The 15024-nt window shown below is 75.3% G+C and carries 12 protein-coding genes; 6 read left to right on the top strand and 6 right to left on the bottom strand.

Going from position 1 to position 15024, the window contains the following annotated elements:
- Positions 1-285 precede the first annotated feature (285 nt).
- On the bottom strand, positions 286-1197 hold the full coding sequence (locus PV410_RS10990) for an alpha/beta hydrolase (protein WP_500323886.1): 912 nt from the start codon (positions 1195-1197) through the stop codon (positions 286-288).
- Between the two features lie 229 nt (positions 1198-1426).
- Here PV410_RS10990 and PV410_RS10985 point away from each other — a divergent pair, with 229 nt between their 5' ends.
- Positions 1427-2458 (top strand): saccharopine dehydrogenase family protein, encoded by a 1032-nt coding sequence (locus tag PV410_RS10985; RefSeq protein WP_500323885.1) that lies wholly within the window; start codon positions 1427-1429, stop codon positions 2456-2458.
- Between the two features lie 314 nt (positions 2459-2772).
- Here the strand turns inward: PV410_RS10985 and PV410_RS10980 are convergent, their stop codons facing one another.
- From PV410_RS10980 to PV410_RS10970, 3 genes are read right to left on the bottom strand one after another with little or no spacing between them, the layout of a single operon-like run.
- Positions 2773-3924 carry a glycosyltransferase gene (locus PV410_RS10980; protein ID WP_500323884.1) on the bottom strand — a complete coding sequence of 384 codons (1152 nt, stop codon included), beginning with the start codon at positions 3922-3924 and terminating at the stop codon, positions 2773-2775.
- Complete coding sequence (locus tag PV410_RS10975) at positions 3924-5183, bottom strand: nucleotide sugar dehydrogenase (protein ID WP_500323883.1); 1260 nt, start codon at positions 5181-5183, stop codon at positions 3924-3926. Before PV410_RS10975 ends, PV410_RS10980 begins: the two co-directional genes overlap by 1 nt.
- 18 nt (positions 5184-5201) lie before the next feature.
- On the bottom strand, positions 5202-6632 hold the full coding sequence (locus PV410_RS10970; RefSeq protein ID WP_500323882.1) for a glycosyltransferase: 1431 nt from the start codon (positions 6630-6632) through the stop codon (positions 5202-5204).
- A 62-nt stretch (positions 6633-6694) separates the two neighbouring features.
- Here PV410_RS10970 and wecB point away from each other — a divergent pair, with 62 nt between their 5' ends.
- From wecB to PV410_RS10945, 5 genes are all read left to right on the top strand, one after another.
- A complete protein-coding gene (wecB, locus tag PV410_RS10965; protein ID WP_500323881.1) occupies positions 6695-7780 on the top strand; it encodes a non-hydrolyzing UDP-N-acetylglucosamine 2-epimerase in 1086 nt (361 codons plus the stop codon).
- The gene (locus PV410_RS10960) at positions 7773-8414 is read left to right on the top strand and encodes a class I SAM-dependent methyltransferase (protein WP_500323880.1); all 642 of its coding nucleotides are present in this window, start codon (positions 7773-7775) and stop codon (positions 8412-8414) included. The genes wecB and PV410_RS10960 overlap by 8 nt, the downstream gene beginning before the upstream one ends.
- Positions 8414-10231, top strand: coding sequence for a hypothetical protein (locus tag PV410_RS10955; RefSeq protein WP_500323879.1), 1818 nt, complete (start codon positions 8414-8416; stop codon positions 10229-10231). Before PV410_RS10960 ends, PV410_RS10955 begins: the two co-directional genes overlap by 1 nt.
- Positions 10228-12390 (top strand): glycosyltransferase family protein, encoded by a 2163-nt coding sequence (locus tag PV410_RS10950; protein ID WP_500323878.1) that lies wholly within the window; start codon positions 10228-10230, stop codon positions 12388-12390. The genes PV410_RS10955 and PV410_RS10950 overlap by 4 nt, the downstream gene beginning before the upstream one ends.
- 170 nt (positions 12391-12560) lie before the next feature.
- Positions 12561-13484, top strand: coding sequence for a carbohydrate kinase family protein (locus tag PV410_RS10945; RefSeq protein WP_500323877.1), 924 nt, complete (start codon positions 12561-12563; stop codon positions 13482-13484).
- Here PV410_RS10945 and PV410_RS10940 read toward each other — a convergent pair.
- On the bottom strand, positions 13460-14548 hold the full coding sequence (locus tag PV410_RS10940) for a DUF6745 domain-containing protein (protein WP_500323876.1): 1089 nt from the start codon (positions 14546-14548) through the stop codon (positions 13460-13462). The two genes, PV410_RS10945 and PV410_RS10940, sit on opposite strands and share 25 nt — an antisense overlap.
- 21 nt (positions 14549-14569) lie before the next feature.
- Positions 14570-14896: a DUF8820 family protein gene (locus PV410_RS10935; protein WP_500323875.1), complete on the bottom strand. Its 327-nt coding sequence runs from the start codon at positions 14894-14896 to the stop codon at positions 14570-14572.
- Positions 14897-15024: the final 128 nt, after the last annotated feature.

Genomic DNA, 15024 nt, shown 5'->3' with positions numbered 1-15024 from the left:
CCGGGGACGGCGCGCCCGTGGGCCCGCCAGTCGGCGAGGAGTTCTGTGTAGATGGGCGGGTCCATCCAATAGGCGCCGGTGAGTTCGGCGAAGGTCCGGTGGTGGTCCGGGTGGCCCTGGAGAAGGCATCCACGGGTCGAGGATGTGCTGCTGTCCATGTCCCCTTGCAACGCCGCTCGTGCGCCGGTGGTACGTCCGGAGCGGGCAGTGCCACTGGAACGAGTGAGCGCGCCCCCCTCGTTAGGGGCCTTCCACTCACCCTCTGACCCGCTCATCGTCTCATCGTCACGCGACGGCAGGTCCCGGCAGCCCGAGCGCGTGGGCGAGCAGCGGCCACGCCATCGCGAACTCCTGTCGCCAGTATGCCCATTCGTGTCGGCCGCCCTCGTAGTAGTGCGTCGTCACCGGGATGTCACGGAGTTCCAGCGCGGTGGCGAAGACGTGCGTGGCGGGCCACAGGGTGCTCTCCAGCACCTCCGGCAGCAGCTCGGTGCCACCGCCCGCGGCCGGGGCGGCGGCACCGCTTCCGCAGGACACGTACAGCGCGGTGCCGCGCAGCCCTCCCGCGCGCGCCGTCGGGTTGAAGGACCGCCAGGTGTCCCACCGGTCCACGGGGTCGCCCCACAGGGAGCCGGGGCAGAGGCTCTCGCGGAGCAGGAGGGCGTCGAGGGCGGTGGGCACCCCGGCGAAGGTGGTGTCCAGGACACCGCTGAAGGAGGCGGCGGCGCGGAACGCCCCCGGGTGGCGGGCGGCGTGGGCCATGGCGCCGTGGCCGCCGGTCGAGACGCCCGCCACGGCCCGTACGCCGGAGGCCCGGTAGTCGCGGCGCAGCAGCGCGTCGACTTCGCCCAGCTGGAAGGTCTCGTAGTCGGAGCCGTCGAGCCAGTGGCTGGACAGGCCCGCGGGGCCGCAGTCCGGCATGGCGAGGATGAGGCCGCCGCCCTCGGTGAGCCGCTCGACGCCCGCCTGCCGGCTCCAGGCGGTGTGGTCCTCGTGCGGCCCGTGCAGCAGGTACAGCACCGGCCAGGTGCGCCCGGGCGCACGCGCGAAGTCCGTGGGCAGGACGATCCGCACCGCCGCCGGGCGGCCGAGCGCTGCCGAGGCGACCGTCAGGTCCCAGGTGCGTGCGTCGACGCGGGTCGCGGAGGGCACCTCGGCGGCGGTCCCTCCGGGCGCGCGTGCGGTGCTGGGGGTCATGGGGTGGCTCCTCACAGGACAGGTGCGCGACGGGGCGCGCACGGACCGGGCGCACTCCCTTTACCCGGGGTAACGGACGGCGGCCGGGAGTGGTTCAACGGCCGCCGCGGTTCCCCTCGGCGCGCCGCAAGCCCGCGACGCACCGGGGGCGAAGTGCGATGACCGACCGGTAGGTTCGGTGCCGGGGGCCCCGCCGCGGGGGCCGGAACCGACGAGGGAGCACTCACGCATGACCTGGTTGCTGTACGGAGCCACCGGCTACACCGGCCGCCTCGTCGCACGGGAGGCCGTGGCCCGCGGGGAACGCCCCGTGCTCGCGGGCCGGTCGGCCGCCGCGCTGGCCCCGCTCGCGGCCGAACTGGGCCTGGACCACCGGGTGGTCGGCCTCGGCGACGCGGCGGCGTTGCGCGCGGCGCTCGCGGACGTGGACGCCGTGGCCCACTGCGCGGGGCCCTTCTCCGCGACGGCGCTGCCGATGGCCGAGGCGTGCCTGGACACCGGCACGCACTACCTCGACATCACCGGCGAGATCGACGTGCTCGAGGCGCTGCACGCGATGAGCGCCCGGGCCCGCGCGGCGGGCGTGGTCCTGCTGCCCGGGGCGGGGTTCGACGTCGTCCCCACCGACTGCCTCGCCGCCACCGTCGCCGCCGCGCTGCCCACCGCCACCCATCTGGACATCGCCTTCGTGGCCGGCGGGGCCGCGAGCCCCGGCACGGCACGCTCCGCGCTCGAGGCGCTCGACAAGGGCGCCGGCGGCCGTGCCCGCGTCGACGGGGTCATCCGCGACGTCCCGCTCGGGCACCCCCGGCTGACGGCGTCCTTCCGCAGCGGCCGGCGCCAGGTCGCCGGCATCGCCTGGGGCGACGTCAGCACGGCCTACCACTCGACCGGCATCCCCAACATCTCGACGTACACCTGGCTGCCGGGCGCCCCGCTGGTGGTACGCGTGCTCGGGGTCGGCCCGGTACGGCGACTGGCCCGCGCGGGGGTCGACCGTCTCCTGACGGGCCCCGGCGAGCGCGCGCGGGCGCGCACCCGTTCCCAGGTGTGGGCCCGCGCCCGCGACGCGCACGGCGGTGAGGCCCAGGCGGCGCTGTCGGCCCCCAACGGCTACGCGCTGACCGTCGATTCGGTGCTGCGGATCGTGACCCGGCTGCCGCGGCTCCCGCACGGCACCCAGACCCCCTCCTCGGCCCTCGGCGCCGACTTCGTCCTGGAACTGGACGGAGTACGCCGGGACGGACCCCACGTCAGCTGATCCCCCGCGGCTACGACGGACGCGGCCGAGGCGCGCGCCGGCCGAGGCTCCCGCTACGACGGATCCGCCGCCGCGGGACGCGGTCGCCAAGGCCGACCCGCGCCGCGGTCGGCCGGTCCCTGAAGGGCTACGGCAGAAGGGCGCCACCACGCGCCCACTCCCGCGACCGGGCGCACGCACCCGCGCCGCAGCAAGGTCCGGACGACGTTGGCCTCCGACAGCCCTGCGGTGAGTCGCAACCGCGGCCCCCGACCCTGCCGCCGAAACCGCGGCACCGGTCCGCGACCGGGCCCCCGGGCCGGCCGGGGCTCCCGCTACGACGGACGCGCCGCCGAGGCGCGCGCCGTGGCGGCGGTGGCCGCCGCCACCGCCCAGCCCTCCAGGCTCGTGACGAACTGCGCCGCGCAGTCGGGCCAGTGCAGCCCGCCACGGGCGGCGGCGTGGCCGCGGGCGCCCATCGCGCGGCGCAGTTCCGGGTCGTCGCGCAGCCGTCGGACCGCGTCCGCGGCGGCCGCGGGGTCCTCGAAGGGGACGAGGAGGCCGCAGTCGTGCCCGCGGACCAGCTCGGCGGCGAGGGGGTTGGGGGTGCTTACGACGGGGATGCCGTAGGCCATGTACTCGACGACCTTGGTGGGCCGCGAGTGGCGGTAGTTCGCCTCGTCGCGCAGCAGCGACACCCCGGCGAGGGCGCCGCGCAGCCGGCCCAGGGCCGCGTCGTTGGGCAGGAAACCGTGCCAGCGCAGCGCGCCGTCGCGGTCGGCCGCCGCGAGCAGTCCGCGGACGTCCCCGTCGGCGGCGCCGATGAGCTCGACATGGACGTCCGGGGCCAGCAGCCGTGCCATGGCGACCAGTTCCTCGGCGCCGCGGGCCCGGGACAGCTGCCCGAGGTAGACCACGCGGTCGTCGCCCGGCGCCGGCGGGGGGTCCGTGGGGACGGTGACCAGGTTGGGCACCACGGGGTGCGCGCGGCGGAAGCGCCGCTGGTAGGCGTCCTCGGCGAGCAGCAGGTGCAGATGCCGCTCGGCGGCGAGTTCGGCCGCGCGGACCACCAGGCGCAGCGGCGGGCGCAGTGGCCGCGGAACCCAGCCCTTCATGGTGAGGGCGGCCGCGGTGTCCTCGTGCACGTCCCACACCACGGCCGGCCGCCGGGCGCCGGTGCGGTGCCAGTGCCGCAGCGCCCGCGGCAGGGCGAGCAGCAGTTCGGGGTCGTGGAGCAGGACGGCGTCGACGGTGGGCCCGCGCCGCACCAGCAGGCGCCGGGCCGCACGGACGGCCGCACGCCGGTCCCGTCCGGTGGCCCGGGGCAGGTCGACGCCCTCGACCCCGGGGCGGGGCGGGGTCGCCCGCGCGGTGAAGGGCGCGGCGTAGGTGACGGTGTGACCGTGGGTTATGAGGGCGGCTATCTGACGGTGCAGGATGCGCGCGTCCTCGGGGTGGTGCACGACGGTGACGACCAGTACGTGCATCACAGCACCTCGACGTCCGGCCGGAAGATCCGTCCGCGCGTGTCGAACAGCAGGCGGGCCCGGTCCGCCACCACCTGCAGGTCGTAGGCGCTGTGGTCCTGCAGGAGGACCGTCAGGTCGTGATCGCGCAGAGCGGCGGCCAGGTCGCCGGCCCGGGGGACGGGCTCGCCGTCGACCTCCCAGGCCTCCACGAACGGGTCGTGGAAGGAGATCCCCGTGCCGAGCCGGCGCAGCAGCCGCGCCACGGGGACGGCGGGGCTCTCGCGCCGGTCGGCGATGTCGGGCTTGTAGGTGACGCCGAGCAGCAGCACCCGTGAGCCGTGCAGCGCCTTCCCGGCCGTGTTGAGCAGGTCCTGCGCCCGGCGCACCACGTACTCCGGCATCCGGTGGTTGATCTCCCGGGCGAGTTCGACGAAGCGGAACTCGTAGCCGAGCGTACGGACCTTGTACGAAAGGTAGTTGGGGTCGATCGGGATGCAGTGGCCGCCCACGCCCGCGCCGGGCCGGAAGGCCTGGAAGCCGAAGGGCTTGGTGGCGGCGCAGTCGATGACGTTCCAGATGTCGACGCCCAGTTCGCGGCAGAGTATGGCCAGCTCGTTGACGAGCGCGATGTTGACGTGGCGGTAGGTGTTCTCCAGCAGCTTGGCCATCTCGGCCTCGCGGGTGCCCTTGGCCCGCACGACGGTGTCGACGAGCTTGCCGTAGAACGCGACGGCGCGCGCCGCGCACCCGGGGGTGTGCCCGCCGACGATCTTCGGGGTGTCGCGGAAGCCGTGGGTCCGGTTGCCCGGGTCGATCCGCTCGGGCGAGAAGGCGAGGGCGAAGTCCGCCCCGGCGCGCAGCCCCGAGCCCGCCTCGAGGAGGGGCCGGACGACCTCGTCGGTCGTGCCGGGGTAGGTCGTCGACTCCAGCACGACCAGGACGCCGGGGCGCAGCCGCGCGGCGACCGCCTCGGCGGCCCCGGTGACCGCGGTCAGGTCTGGTCCGCCGTCCTCGGACAGCGGGGTGGGGACGCAGATGACGATGGCCTGGGCCTCCCCCAGGCACTCCTGGCCGGTGGTCGCGGTGAACCCGGAGGCCAGCATGCGCCGCAGGTCGTCGTCGCGGACGTCGTCCACATGCGAGCGGCCGGAGTTGAGGGCGTCCACGACCGCGGGGTCCAGGTCGTGTCCCACGACGCTCAGTCCCACCGCCGCGGCTTCCCTGGCAAGGGGCAGCCCGACGTACCCGAGGCCTACGACTGCGAGATCCACCGTCATGCCGCACCATCCAGAGCGCTATACGGCCCCCAGACCGCGGTAGGCGTCGCGCGTCCGCCCCGCGATGTGGGCCCACGTACGGTCGCGGGCCACTCGTGCGCGGGCGGCGTCGCCCATCATCCGCCGTTGATTTGGACTATAGAGCAATATTTCGAGCGTATCTGCCCAGGCATTTACGTCTCCTGACGGAATTAGCCGTCCGTTCACCTGGTCTTCGACCAGCTCCCCCATCGCCGTGACATCACTTGCTGCAAGGGGAAGACCGCTCGCCATCGCCTCCACCGGCTTGAGAGGGGTCACGAGATGGCACACCCGCTCTCCCGTCCGGGGCACCGCGAAGACGTCCAGCACGGCATGGTGGGCCCGCACCTCGGCGTACGGCACACGGCCCGTGAACAGGGCGCTCCCGCCGAGGCCGAGCCCCGCCGCCTGCCGCTCCAGCGCGGGCCGCTGCGGGCCGTCTCCCACGATCAGCAGGCGCAGCGGCACACCCCGGCGGCGCAGCACGGCCCCGGCGCGCAGCAGGGTGCCGATGCCCTCGTGGGGGGTGAGCGTGGAGACCGTGCCGACGACCAGCTCGTCCGGGCCGATGCCGAGACGGGTGCGCAGGTCACCGGGGTCGGGCAGCGGCTGGAGGAAGACGTCGTCCACGGCGTTGGGCACGACCCGCACCCGTTCCTCGGGGACCCCCCGGGAGACGATCTCCGCCTTCATCGCCTCGCCGAGGGTGAGCACCAGGTCGGCGGCCTTCATGCAGTGCGTCTCCAGGGCGCGCCGCTCCCGGTACGACGCGCTGTCACGGTCACGCCCGGGTCCCTGCGTCAGCCAGGTCTCCTCCAGGAAGCCGCGCACCTCGTAGACGACCGGCAGGCCGAACGATTCGCGCAGTGCGAGCGCCACTCGGCCGTTCGGGTGATCGGTGGCCGCGTGCAGGACCGCGGGGCGGAGCCGTTCGACGAGCCGGGCGGCGAGCTCGGCGTTGCGGGCGAGGGCGGCCGCGGGCGTCCCCGGCATCCGCACCGGCAGCAGGCGGTGGTACGGCACCCCGTCCACGACCTGCGCCGGCCGTCCGTCCCAGACGCCCTGCGCCACGGGGAAGCCCAGCCGTGTGACGACCTGCGGGTCCAGGCCCGCCTCCCGCTGGGCGCGCGCGATGGCGTGCGTCCTGACGGTGTAGCCGGCGTTGCGGTACGGCAGGGAGTTGGTGACCAGGTGCAGCACCCGCCCCGGCACCGCCGTCCCCGGCGCACCGGCCGGGGCGGGCACACCCCGCGGCCCGTAGGCGGTGGCGCCGCCGCGCACGCGGTGCGGATCGCGCTCGGGCAGCCGGGCCAGCGCCCACCGGGCGGGTCGCCGGGCCGGCCCCGGGGCGACCCTCAGGGCCAGGGACGCCGCACGCACCGGGTCGTCCCGCAGATGACGGACCGCCACGGAGGCGGCGAGAATCAAGGCACGAAGAGTACGACGACGCACAATCCCACCCTAAGCACGGCAAGTGAACGGGAGGCACCGTGCTCGGCTCGGTAGTCCACGTGGTCGGTGCCCGGCCCAACTTCGTCAAGGCCGCCCCGGTCGTCGCCGCGCTGCGCGAGGCCGGGCAGCCGCAGTCGGTGGTGCACACCGGACAGCACTACGACGAACGCCTGTCGCACGTCTTCTTCCGGGAGCTCGGCCTGCCCGAGCCGGACGTGGACCTCGGCGTCGGCTCCGGCAGCCACGCCCGGCAGACCGCCGCCCTGCTGACCGCCCTGGAGGACGAGCTGTCGGCCCGGGCGCCCGCCCTGGTCACGGTCTACGGGGACGTCAACTCCACGCTCGCCGCCGCCCTGGTCGCCGCCAAGCTGGGGCTGCCCGTGGCGCACGTCGAGGCGGGCCTGCGCAGCTTCGACATGACGATGCCGGAGGAGGTCAACCGGCGGCTGACCGACCAGCTCGCCGACCTGCTCTTCGTCACCAGCCCGGAGGCGGTGGGCCATCTGGGGGACGAGGGCGTGGACACCGCCCGGGTGCACTTCGTCGGCAACCCGATGATCGACACCCTGATGGCCCACCTGCCGCGCTTCGACCCGGAGGCCGCCCGCGCCGCCCACGGGCTGCGCGGCCGCTACGGCGTCGTGACGCTGCACCGTCCCGCCAACGTCGACGACCCGGCCGCCGCGGCCGCCGCCGTGGCGGCGTTGCGCGGGGCGGCGGAGCACCTGGAGCTGGCGGTCCCGCTGCACCCGCGCGGGCGGGCCGCGCTGGAGGCGGCGGGGCTCGGCGACACGCCCGGCATCCGGATCCTGGAGCCGCTCGGCTACCTGGAGTTCATGGGGCTGCTGCGGGGCGCCGCCGCGGTGGTCACCGACTCGGGCGGGGTGCAGGAGGAGACCACCGTCCTGGGCGTGCCCTGCCTGACGCTGCGGCCCAACACCGAGCGGCCCGTGACGGTCACCCACGGCACCAACCGCCTCGTGGCCCCCGACGGGCTGGTCCCGGCCCTGCTCAAGGCGCTGGACGGCGAAGCCCGAGCCCCCGAAGGCCCCCCGTTGTGGGACGGGCGTTCGGGGCCCCGCATCGCCCGCGTCATCACCGAGTGGCTGGACCACCATGTCTGAGCCGCGCCTGGACGACCCCCTCGCGTACTGGGACAGCCGCCACCGCGAGCACGACGACCTCGCCTCCGGCGGCCACATCGGCCTCGACCGGCCGGGCAACGAGATCTTCTACGCGCTGCGCTTCGCGGAGGTACTGCGCATCACCGGCGACTTCGAACGGGCCAACGACCCGCTGCTCGTACTCGACGCGGGCTGCGGCAAGGGCCACTTCGCCCGGGCCCTGGCCCGCTGCGGCCACCTCGTCGACGCGGTCGACGCCAGTCCCTCGGCGGTGGACCACGGCCGCGCGCTCGGCGGCGGCCCCCGCTACGCGGTGGCGGAGCTGTCGGCCTGGCGCAGCCCGTGGCTGTACGACGTGGTGCTCGCCGTGGACGTGCTCTTCCACGTGCTCGACGACACCGCCTGGCGGGCCGCGCTGGTCAACCTCGCCTCCCTCGTCCGGCTGACCGGCCGGCTGGTCGTCACCGACGAGGACGCGCCCGGGCGCGTGGCGCGCGGCGACTACATCCTGCACCGCCCTGCCGCCGAGTACCGCGCCGCCGTCGAACCGCTCGGACTGCGGTACGGCGGCTTCACGCCGTACGGTTTCCGGGAGAACAGGGTCGGTTTCCACGTCTTCACGAGGACCTCCTGATGCGCCTTCTCGATCTGCTCCACCCGCACCTGGACGGGGTGACCGAGGTCGTCGACGCGACCGGCGGCGGCATCCCGCTCGAACCGTACCTGCACCTGCCGGGCGGCGTCCGGCTGTGCCCCTCCCCGGCCGGTGACCAGGACCCGGTCGGCGAGGGACGGCTGGCCCTGCTCAGTTTCGGCCCCGACCCCGCCCGGCACGGCGACGAGGACGCGTGCCTCGCGGCGCTGCGGCGCATGCGCCCGGGCGGCAAGGGCCTGATCGTGTTCGGCCACGCCGGTGCCGAACTGCCGTACCACCGGCTGCTCGACGCCCTGGTGGCGCACCGCTGCCAGGTGCTGCGGGCGGCCGGCCTTGACTACCTGCACCTGCACGGCGGCGCGGTGTTCACCTGCACCGAGGCGCTGCTCCCGCTCCTGGACCCGGCCGGGCGGCCCGTGCCCGGCCGGGAGACCACCGCGCTGCGGGTGGCCGGCGAGTACGTGCTGGCGGAGTTCGTCTCGCGTGCCGGGCGGGCGCGGGTGCTGGAGCTGGAGCGGCGGCACGAGGAGGACCGTCGCGCGCTGGAGGCACTGCAGGACGGCACGGACGGCGAGCGGACGGCGGCCGTGACGCACGAACGCGACCGGCTCGCGGCCGAGCTGCGACGCGCCAGGGAGCGGATCGGGGTGCTGGAGACCCGGGTCGCCATGCTGCAGGGCTCGACCTCGCTGCGGGTCGGCCAGGCGCTGGTCTCGGCCGCGCGCTCCCCCTTGCGCGGCTCGACGCGGCTGCCGCGCGAGCTGTACGGGATGTGGCGCGGCCGCGGCAAGGGCGGTCGCCCCGCGGCAGCCCGGCCGGGCGCGCCGGCCGCGGCCTCCCCGGCACCGGACGGGGGCGGTCCGGCGGCCGACGGACACCTGCACCTGGCCCACCGGGCGTTCACGGCCGGCCCCCGCGACCGGCTGGTGATCGCCGGCGTCCTGGACGCCACGACCGCCGCCGACTTCGCCCACGACGCCGTCGTCAACCGCGTGCTGCCGCACGACGCACGGCAGGTCGCCGAACGCACCGACCCGGACGTGCTCGTCGTACAGCTCAGCGCCTGCCTTGCCGGGCCGTGGGCGCACACCGGCACGGGCACCGCCCCCGACCTGGACCGGCGGCTGGCCGAACTCCTCGCCACCGTCCACGCGCTCGGCCGTACCGCCGTGCTGTGGCGGGACGCCCCCGCCTCCGCCGCGCCGGGGCTGGCCCCGTTCCCCTGGGACGCCGTGCTCGACGGGGACACCGGGGTGCAGCCGGCCCGGCTGGACCCGGCGTCGGTGGACCGCGGCGACCTGCGGGAGATCTTCACCTCCCGGGCCACCCGGGTCCGGCTGTCGGAGCTCGCCCGGATCGCCGGGGCGGCGGACCCGCTGGACGCCCGGCGGGTGGCCGTGGTGGCCGACCCGCGTGACGGCTCCGAGGTGTCACGCCTGGTCGCGCAGGTGCTGGCGCAGCGGCTCCGCCCCGCCGAGGTGCTGGTGCCCGTTCCCGGGGCGGCCTACGCGGAACTCACCGCGGGCGGGGTCACCGTACGGGCCACGGCGGACGGGCCGGGCGCACCCTGGGTCGCGGACTGGTCGGACCTCGCCGAGGAACGGCCGGCGGTCCACCTGCTGGACCTGATGTGCGCCCAGGAGTGCTCCGGGGCCGACGCGGTGGGCTTCAGCGCGGACGCCCCGGGCTTCGTTCCGCACGTCAACGGCTTCCGCCCGGCCCTGCTGCGCAGGACGCTCTGGCCGTCCCCCGGGGCGGCACGGCTGTTCACGATCCGCCCGGAGGAGGTCCGATGACGGGCACGCGCACGGTCAGGGCGATGGTCTACGGGGACGTGGACCTCAACCTCATCGACGGTTCCGCGGTGTGGGCCCAGTCGACGGTGCAGGCGCTGGCGCGGGCCGGCTGCGGGACCCGGCTGGTGCTGAAGGCTCCGGTGCGCACCGGACGGCTGGTCGATCCGCTGGCGCAGCTGCCGGGGGTGTCCGTCGTACCGACCGGGCACGCCTTGTCCCCCGTCCAGGCCTCGCGGGTGCTGCGCGAGCAGGACGAACGGGAGCCGTGCGACCTGCTGGTGCTGCGCGGTCGCCGGCTGGTGGCGCAGGTCGTCGCCGACGGCGCCTTCGACGGCCGGATCTGGGCGTACCTCACCGACATCCCGCAGTCGGCGGCGCAGATGTCGGACGAGGCGGTCGACGAGCTGACCCGGATCGCCGAGGCCTCCCGCTACCTGCTGTGCCAGACCGAGGAGTTGCGCTGCTTCATCGAGGCCTGGGTGCCGGCCGCGTGCGGCAAGTGCGTGCTGTACCCGCCGAGCGTGCCCGTCCCGGACTTCGCGGTGCCGGGGCACGACGCGGCGCGCGACCCCGTCCGCCTGGTGTACACGGGCAAGTTCGCACCGCGCTGGAACACCCTGGAGATGACGGAACTGCCGGCCGCGCTGGCCACCCGCGGGATCCGGGCCGAGCTGCACACCGTCGGCGACAAGGTCCACGACGACCCGCGGCACCCCGGCTTCCACGCGGCCATGGAGCGTGCGCTGCGGAGCGCAACCGGCGTGGTGCACCACGGCGGCACCCCCCGCCAGGCGGCCATGCGGATCGCCGCGGGATGCGACCTGGGGCTGGGCTGGCGTCATCCGGAACTGGACGCGAGCCTGGAACTGTCCACGAAGGTGCTGGAGTTCGGGACGCTCGGGCTGCCCGTCGTGCTCAACCGCACGCCCGCGCACGAGGCGCTGCTCGGCGCCGACTACCCGCTGTTCGTCCCCGGTCGCGGCACCCTCGACGACGCGGCGGAGGCGGTCGCCATCGCCGCCCGTTCCCCCGAGGCCTACCGCACGGCCGCCCGGCGCTGCCGCGAGGCCGCCGCGCACTTCTCACTGGACCGGGCCGCCGAACGGCTGCGCGGCCTGGTCGAACGGGCGCTGCCGGCGGCGCCGGTCGCGCTCGCCGGACGCGGCCGACCGCTGCGGGTCGTCGTCGCCGGGCACGACCTGAAGTTCTTCACCCGTCTGCTGGACCACCTCCAGGCCCTGCCCGGGGTCGAGGTGCGGGTCGACGCCTGGGAGGCACTGGCCCGGCACGACGCGGCCGCCGGCCGCGAACTCGCCGCCTGGGCCGACGTCGTGGTCGTGGAGTGGTGCGGGCCGGCGGCCGTCTGGTACAGCCGCCACAAGCGCCGCGGCTCCCGCCTGCTGGTACGCCTCCACCGCTTCGAGCTGTACGCCGGTTACCCCGCGCAGGTCGACATCGACGCCGTCGACCGCGTCGTGTGCGTCAGCCCGCACTACAACCGGCTCACGCGGGAACGCACCGGCTGGCCGCAGGAGAAGCTCGTCACCGTCCCCAACTGGGTCGACGACCGGCAGCTGGACCGCCCCAAGGTCCCCGACGCCCGCTACCGCCTCGGCATGATCGGCATCGCGCCCTCGCGCAAGCGGCTCGACCTGGGCCTGGACGTGCTCGAGGCGCTGCGGGCCAGGGACCCGCGGTGGCGGCTGTCGGTGAAGTCCAAGATGCCCTGGGACTACTGGTGGATCTGGAACAAGCCCGAGGAGCGGGCGCACTACGACGCCGTGCTGCGCCGTGTGCAGTCCGGTCCGCTGGAGGACGCCGTGGTCTTCGACGACTTCGGCCCCGACGTGGCGAGCTGGCTGCGGCGCGTCGGCTTCGTGCTCTCCACCAGCGACGACGAGAGCTTCCACCTCGCGCCCGCCGAGGGCATGGCCTCCGGCGCGGTGCCCGCCCTGCTGCCCTGGCCGGGCGCCGATGCGATCTACGAACGCCGCTGGATCCACGACTCCCCATCGGCCATGGCGGACGCGATCGCGGCGCTCGCGGCCGACGGCTGGCAGGAGGCGGGCGAGCAGGCCCGCGACTGGCTACGCGCGTCCTTCGGGCTCGACACCGTCCGCGCGGCGTGGACGGAACTGGTCACCGGCTCAGCGCCGTGACGCCCGCGGCGACCTCGCCTTCTACGGGCGGCTGACCCTGGAGTGGGGGCTGCGCTTCAGCAGGATGCAGCAGGAATGGGGCGCCTGGGCGGCCGAGCACATCAGTGACCGGACACCGGGGGACACCGGACGGCCGTAACATGGCGCCGGGGTGGTGACTGGAGGTGCACATGACCACGGAAGAGTCGCCGTACGACGTGCTCGTCGTGGGCGGTTCCGGGGTGGACACCGTCGTGCGGGTGGACAGCCTGCCCGTACCGCTCGTGGACTCCCTCGGGGTGGAGCCGGTCCGGGAGTGGCCCGGCCAGACCGGCGGCAACGTGGCGCTGGGCTGCCGCGCGCTCGGCATGACCGTGAAGTTCCTCGACTTCGTCGGCGACGACTGGATCGGCACCCTGCTCAGGGAGCGCCTGGCCAAGGGCGACGTCGACTTCGAGCCGCTGATCTCCCCCGCCGGGACCCGGCGGGCCGTCAACCTCGTGGACGCCACGGGCCGCCGGATGTCCTTCTACGACGGACGCGACCCGGAGCACCTGCGGATGCCGCGCGAGTTCTACCTGCCGCACCTGCGCCGGGCCCGGCACGTGCACCTGTCGATCTCGCACTTCACGCGCTTCCTCTACGACGACATCGAGGAACTCGGCCTGCCCGTCTCGACCGACCTGCACGACTGGGACGGACTGGCCGAGCACCAGCGGGAGTTCGCCCGCCGCTCCGACCTGGTCTTCCTCAGCGCGGCAGGAGCGGGCGAGCGCATCGCGGACATCATGCGCGCGATCCTGCGCGACGGCCGCGCCCAGGCCGTGATCGCCACCGCGGGCGCGGGCGGCGCCTACCTGCTCGCGCGCGACGGGGGCAGCACGCCCCGGCACATCCCGGCCGTCACCCCGCCCGGCCCGGTGGTGGACTCCAACGGGGCGGGCGACGCCTTCCTCTGCGGCTTCCTCCACGGGCGCATGCGCGGACTGGACTTCGAGTCCTGCGCCCGCCTCGGCGCGACGGCTGGTGCCCACACCTGCACCGCTGGCGGCAACCTCGCCCTCATCGACGCCGCGACGCTGGAGTCCGCTCAGGTCTCCCTCTCCGGCACGTAGTCGGCCTCCTCCAGTCCGAAGGTCCAGGCGACGCCCTCGCGGGCGGTCCGGGTCCGCGGCGGCACCCGCAGCCAGTAGGTGCGGTGGGTGCCGTCCGGCTCCGGCGTGGAGTTGACGACCTCGACCATCACCAGCGGCTCGTCCCCCTCCAGCTCGATCCGCCACAGCACGCCGGCGGCGTCCCGCTGCACGGGCTCGGCCCCGGACTCCTCCAGGTAGCGCTCATAGCCGTAGTGCTCCAGCATCACCCGGCGCAGCTCGGCGTTCTCCTCCTCGCGTATGCGGCGCGGGGTCAGCCCGGCGAGCCCGTCGAGGAACTCGGCGGGGACCGGCATGCCCCGCCAGGCGTGCAGCGCGAAGCCGTCCGCGTAGGCCAGCGCGGGGCCGTCGCCGCGGTCCAGCCGGCCCGCCTCGTCCCGGTGCAGCTCCAGGGGGCGTTCGGCGACGACCGCCGTCCGCTCGTACGGCCACCACCAGCCGGCGTTCCGGGCGACCGCAGCGATCCCGGCCAGCTCCCGCGTGCCCTCCTGCCCGTCGAAGGCGGCCAGCCACGCCGCGTCGTGCTGCCCGAGCACGGCGTCGAGCAACGCGAGCCGCACGGCCTGCCCGCCGCCGGGCACCCTCGGTCCGGCGTCCACCACGGCGGTCCGTATCCGCTCGGTCAGCAGCACCGTCGTGTCCCACAACTGCGCGCCCGTGACGGCCCAGTGGTCCGCCCACCCGGCCGGTCCGAGCCGGTCGGCGACCCGCTCCCGCGCGGCCGCCCACGGCCGTGTCCGCACGGCGTCGCGGACGCTGCCGCCCGCCGTGCCGTCCGCCGTCAGGCGCACGGCCAGGACCACCGCCTCCAGGGGCGAGGCCGCCCACACGATCCGTTCCGGCTCGGGCAGCCCGGCCAGCCGGTAGGCCAGGCGCACCCCCTCCTCCGCCGCCGCCCGGTCCGCGGGTCCGGTCGCCGCGACGACCTCGCGCCACAGCGCCGTCGTGTCCACCGCCGGCTCCGTCGCCGTACCCGTGCCCGAACCCGTCACCGCGCTCGTCACCGCGCTCGCCACCGTCGTCATCGCTCCGCTCCCCCGTCCTGGTCAGTCCGCCACGACGCGGACCGCGCCGGGCACGTACTCGCGCTGCCGCACCACCCGGTACCACCCCTTCGGCAGCGGTATCGCGGCGTGCTCCTCGTGGACCACCCGCCCGCCGTCCGGGAGATGGAGGTACGCCGCCCCGAACGGCCCGGGCTCGCGCACCAGCGTCCCCGGCCCGACCACCGCGTGGGCGTGCCCGGTCACCTCGCCGAGGGCCAGCACGAGCCTGCCCCGCGCGTCCCTCGCCTGCCGCGGCATCCGGTCCGTGCCCGGCGGCACGGCCGCTTCCGCGACGGGCACGATCAGGACGTCCCCCTGCCGGTACATGCGTGTCTCCCTCCGCCGTCGGCACCCGCCGACCCGATGTCCACGACGCTACGCGCGGGGTGTGACAACGCCCCCGACGGCTTGTGCACAGCCCGCGGCAGGCACTGTCGGAGCGGCTTGGTAGAACT

It is taken from the genome of Streptomyces sp. PA03-5A (genome assembly GCF_033792725.1).
Taxonomy (GTDB): Bacteria; Actinomycetota; Actinomycetes; order Streptomycetales; family Streptomycetaceae; genus Actinacidiphila.
The sequence above is the reverse complement of the archived record's forward strand: the minus strand, read 5'-3'. Positions and strand labels throughout refer to the sequence as shown.

Coding starts and splice junctions, on each gene's coding strand:
- PV410_RS10990 (WP_500323886.1), bottom strand. CDS start 1,197: ATGACCCCCAGCACCGCACGCGCGCCCGGAGGGACCGCCGCCGAGGTG.
- PV410_RS10985 (WP_500323885.1), top strand. CDS start 1,427: ATGACCTGGTTGCTGTACGGAGCCACCGGCTACACCGGCCGCCTCGTC.
- PV410_RS10980 (WP_500323884.1), bottom strand. CDS start 3,924: ATGCACGTACTGGTCGTCACCGTCGTGCACCACCCCGAGGACGCGCGC.
- PV410_RS10975 (WP_500323883.1), bottom strand. CDS start 5,183: ATGACGGTGGATCTCGCAGTCGTAGGCCTCGGGTACGTCGGGCTGCCC.
- PV410_RS10960 (WP_500323880.1), top strand. CDS start 7,773: ATGTCTGAGCCGCGCCTGGACGACCCCCTCGCGTACTGGGACAGCCGC.
- PV410_RS10955 (WP_500323879.1), top strand. CDS start 8,414: ATGCGCCTTCTCGATCTGCTCCACCCGCACCTGGACGGGGTGACCGAG.
- PV410_RS10950 (WP_500323878.1), top strand. CDS start 10,228: ATGACGGGCACGCGCACGGTCAGGGCGATGGTCTACGGGGACGTGGAC.
- PV410_RS10945 (WP_500323877.1), top strand. CDS start 12,561: ATGACCACGGAAGAGTCGCCGTACGACGTGCTCGTCGTGGGCGGTTCC.
- PV410_RS10940 (WP_500323876.1), bottom strand. CDS start 14,548: ATGACGACGGTGGCGAGCGCGGTGACGAGCGCGGTGACGGGTTCGGGC.
- PV410_RS10935 (WP_500323875.1), bottom strand. CDS start 14,896: ATGTACCGGCAGGGGGACGTCCTGATCGTGCCCGTCGCGGAAGCGGCC.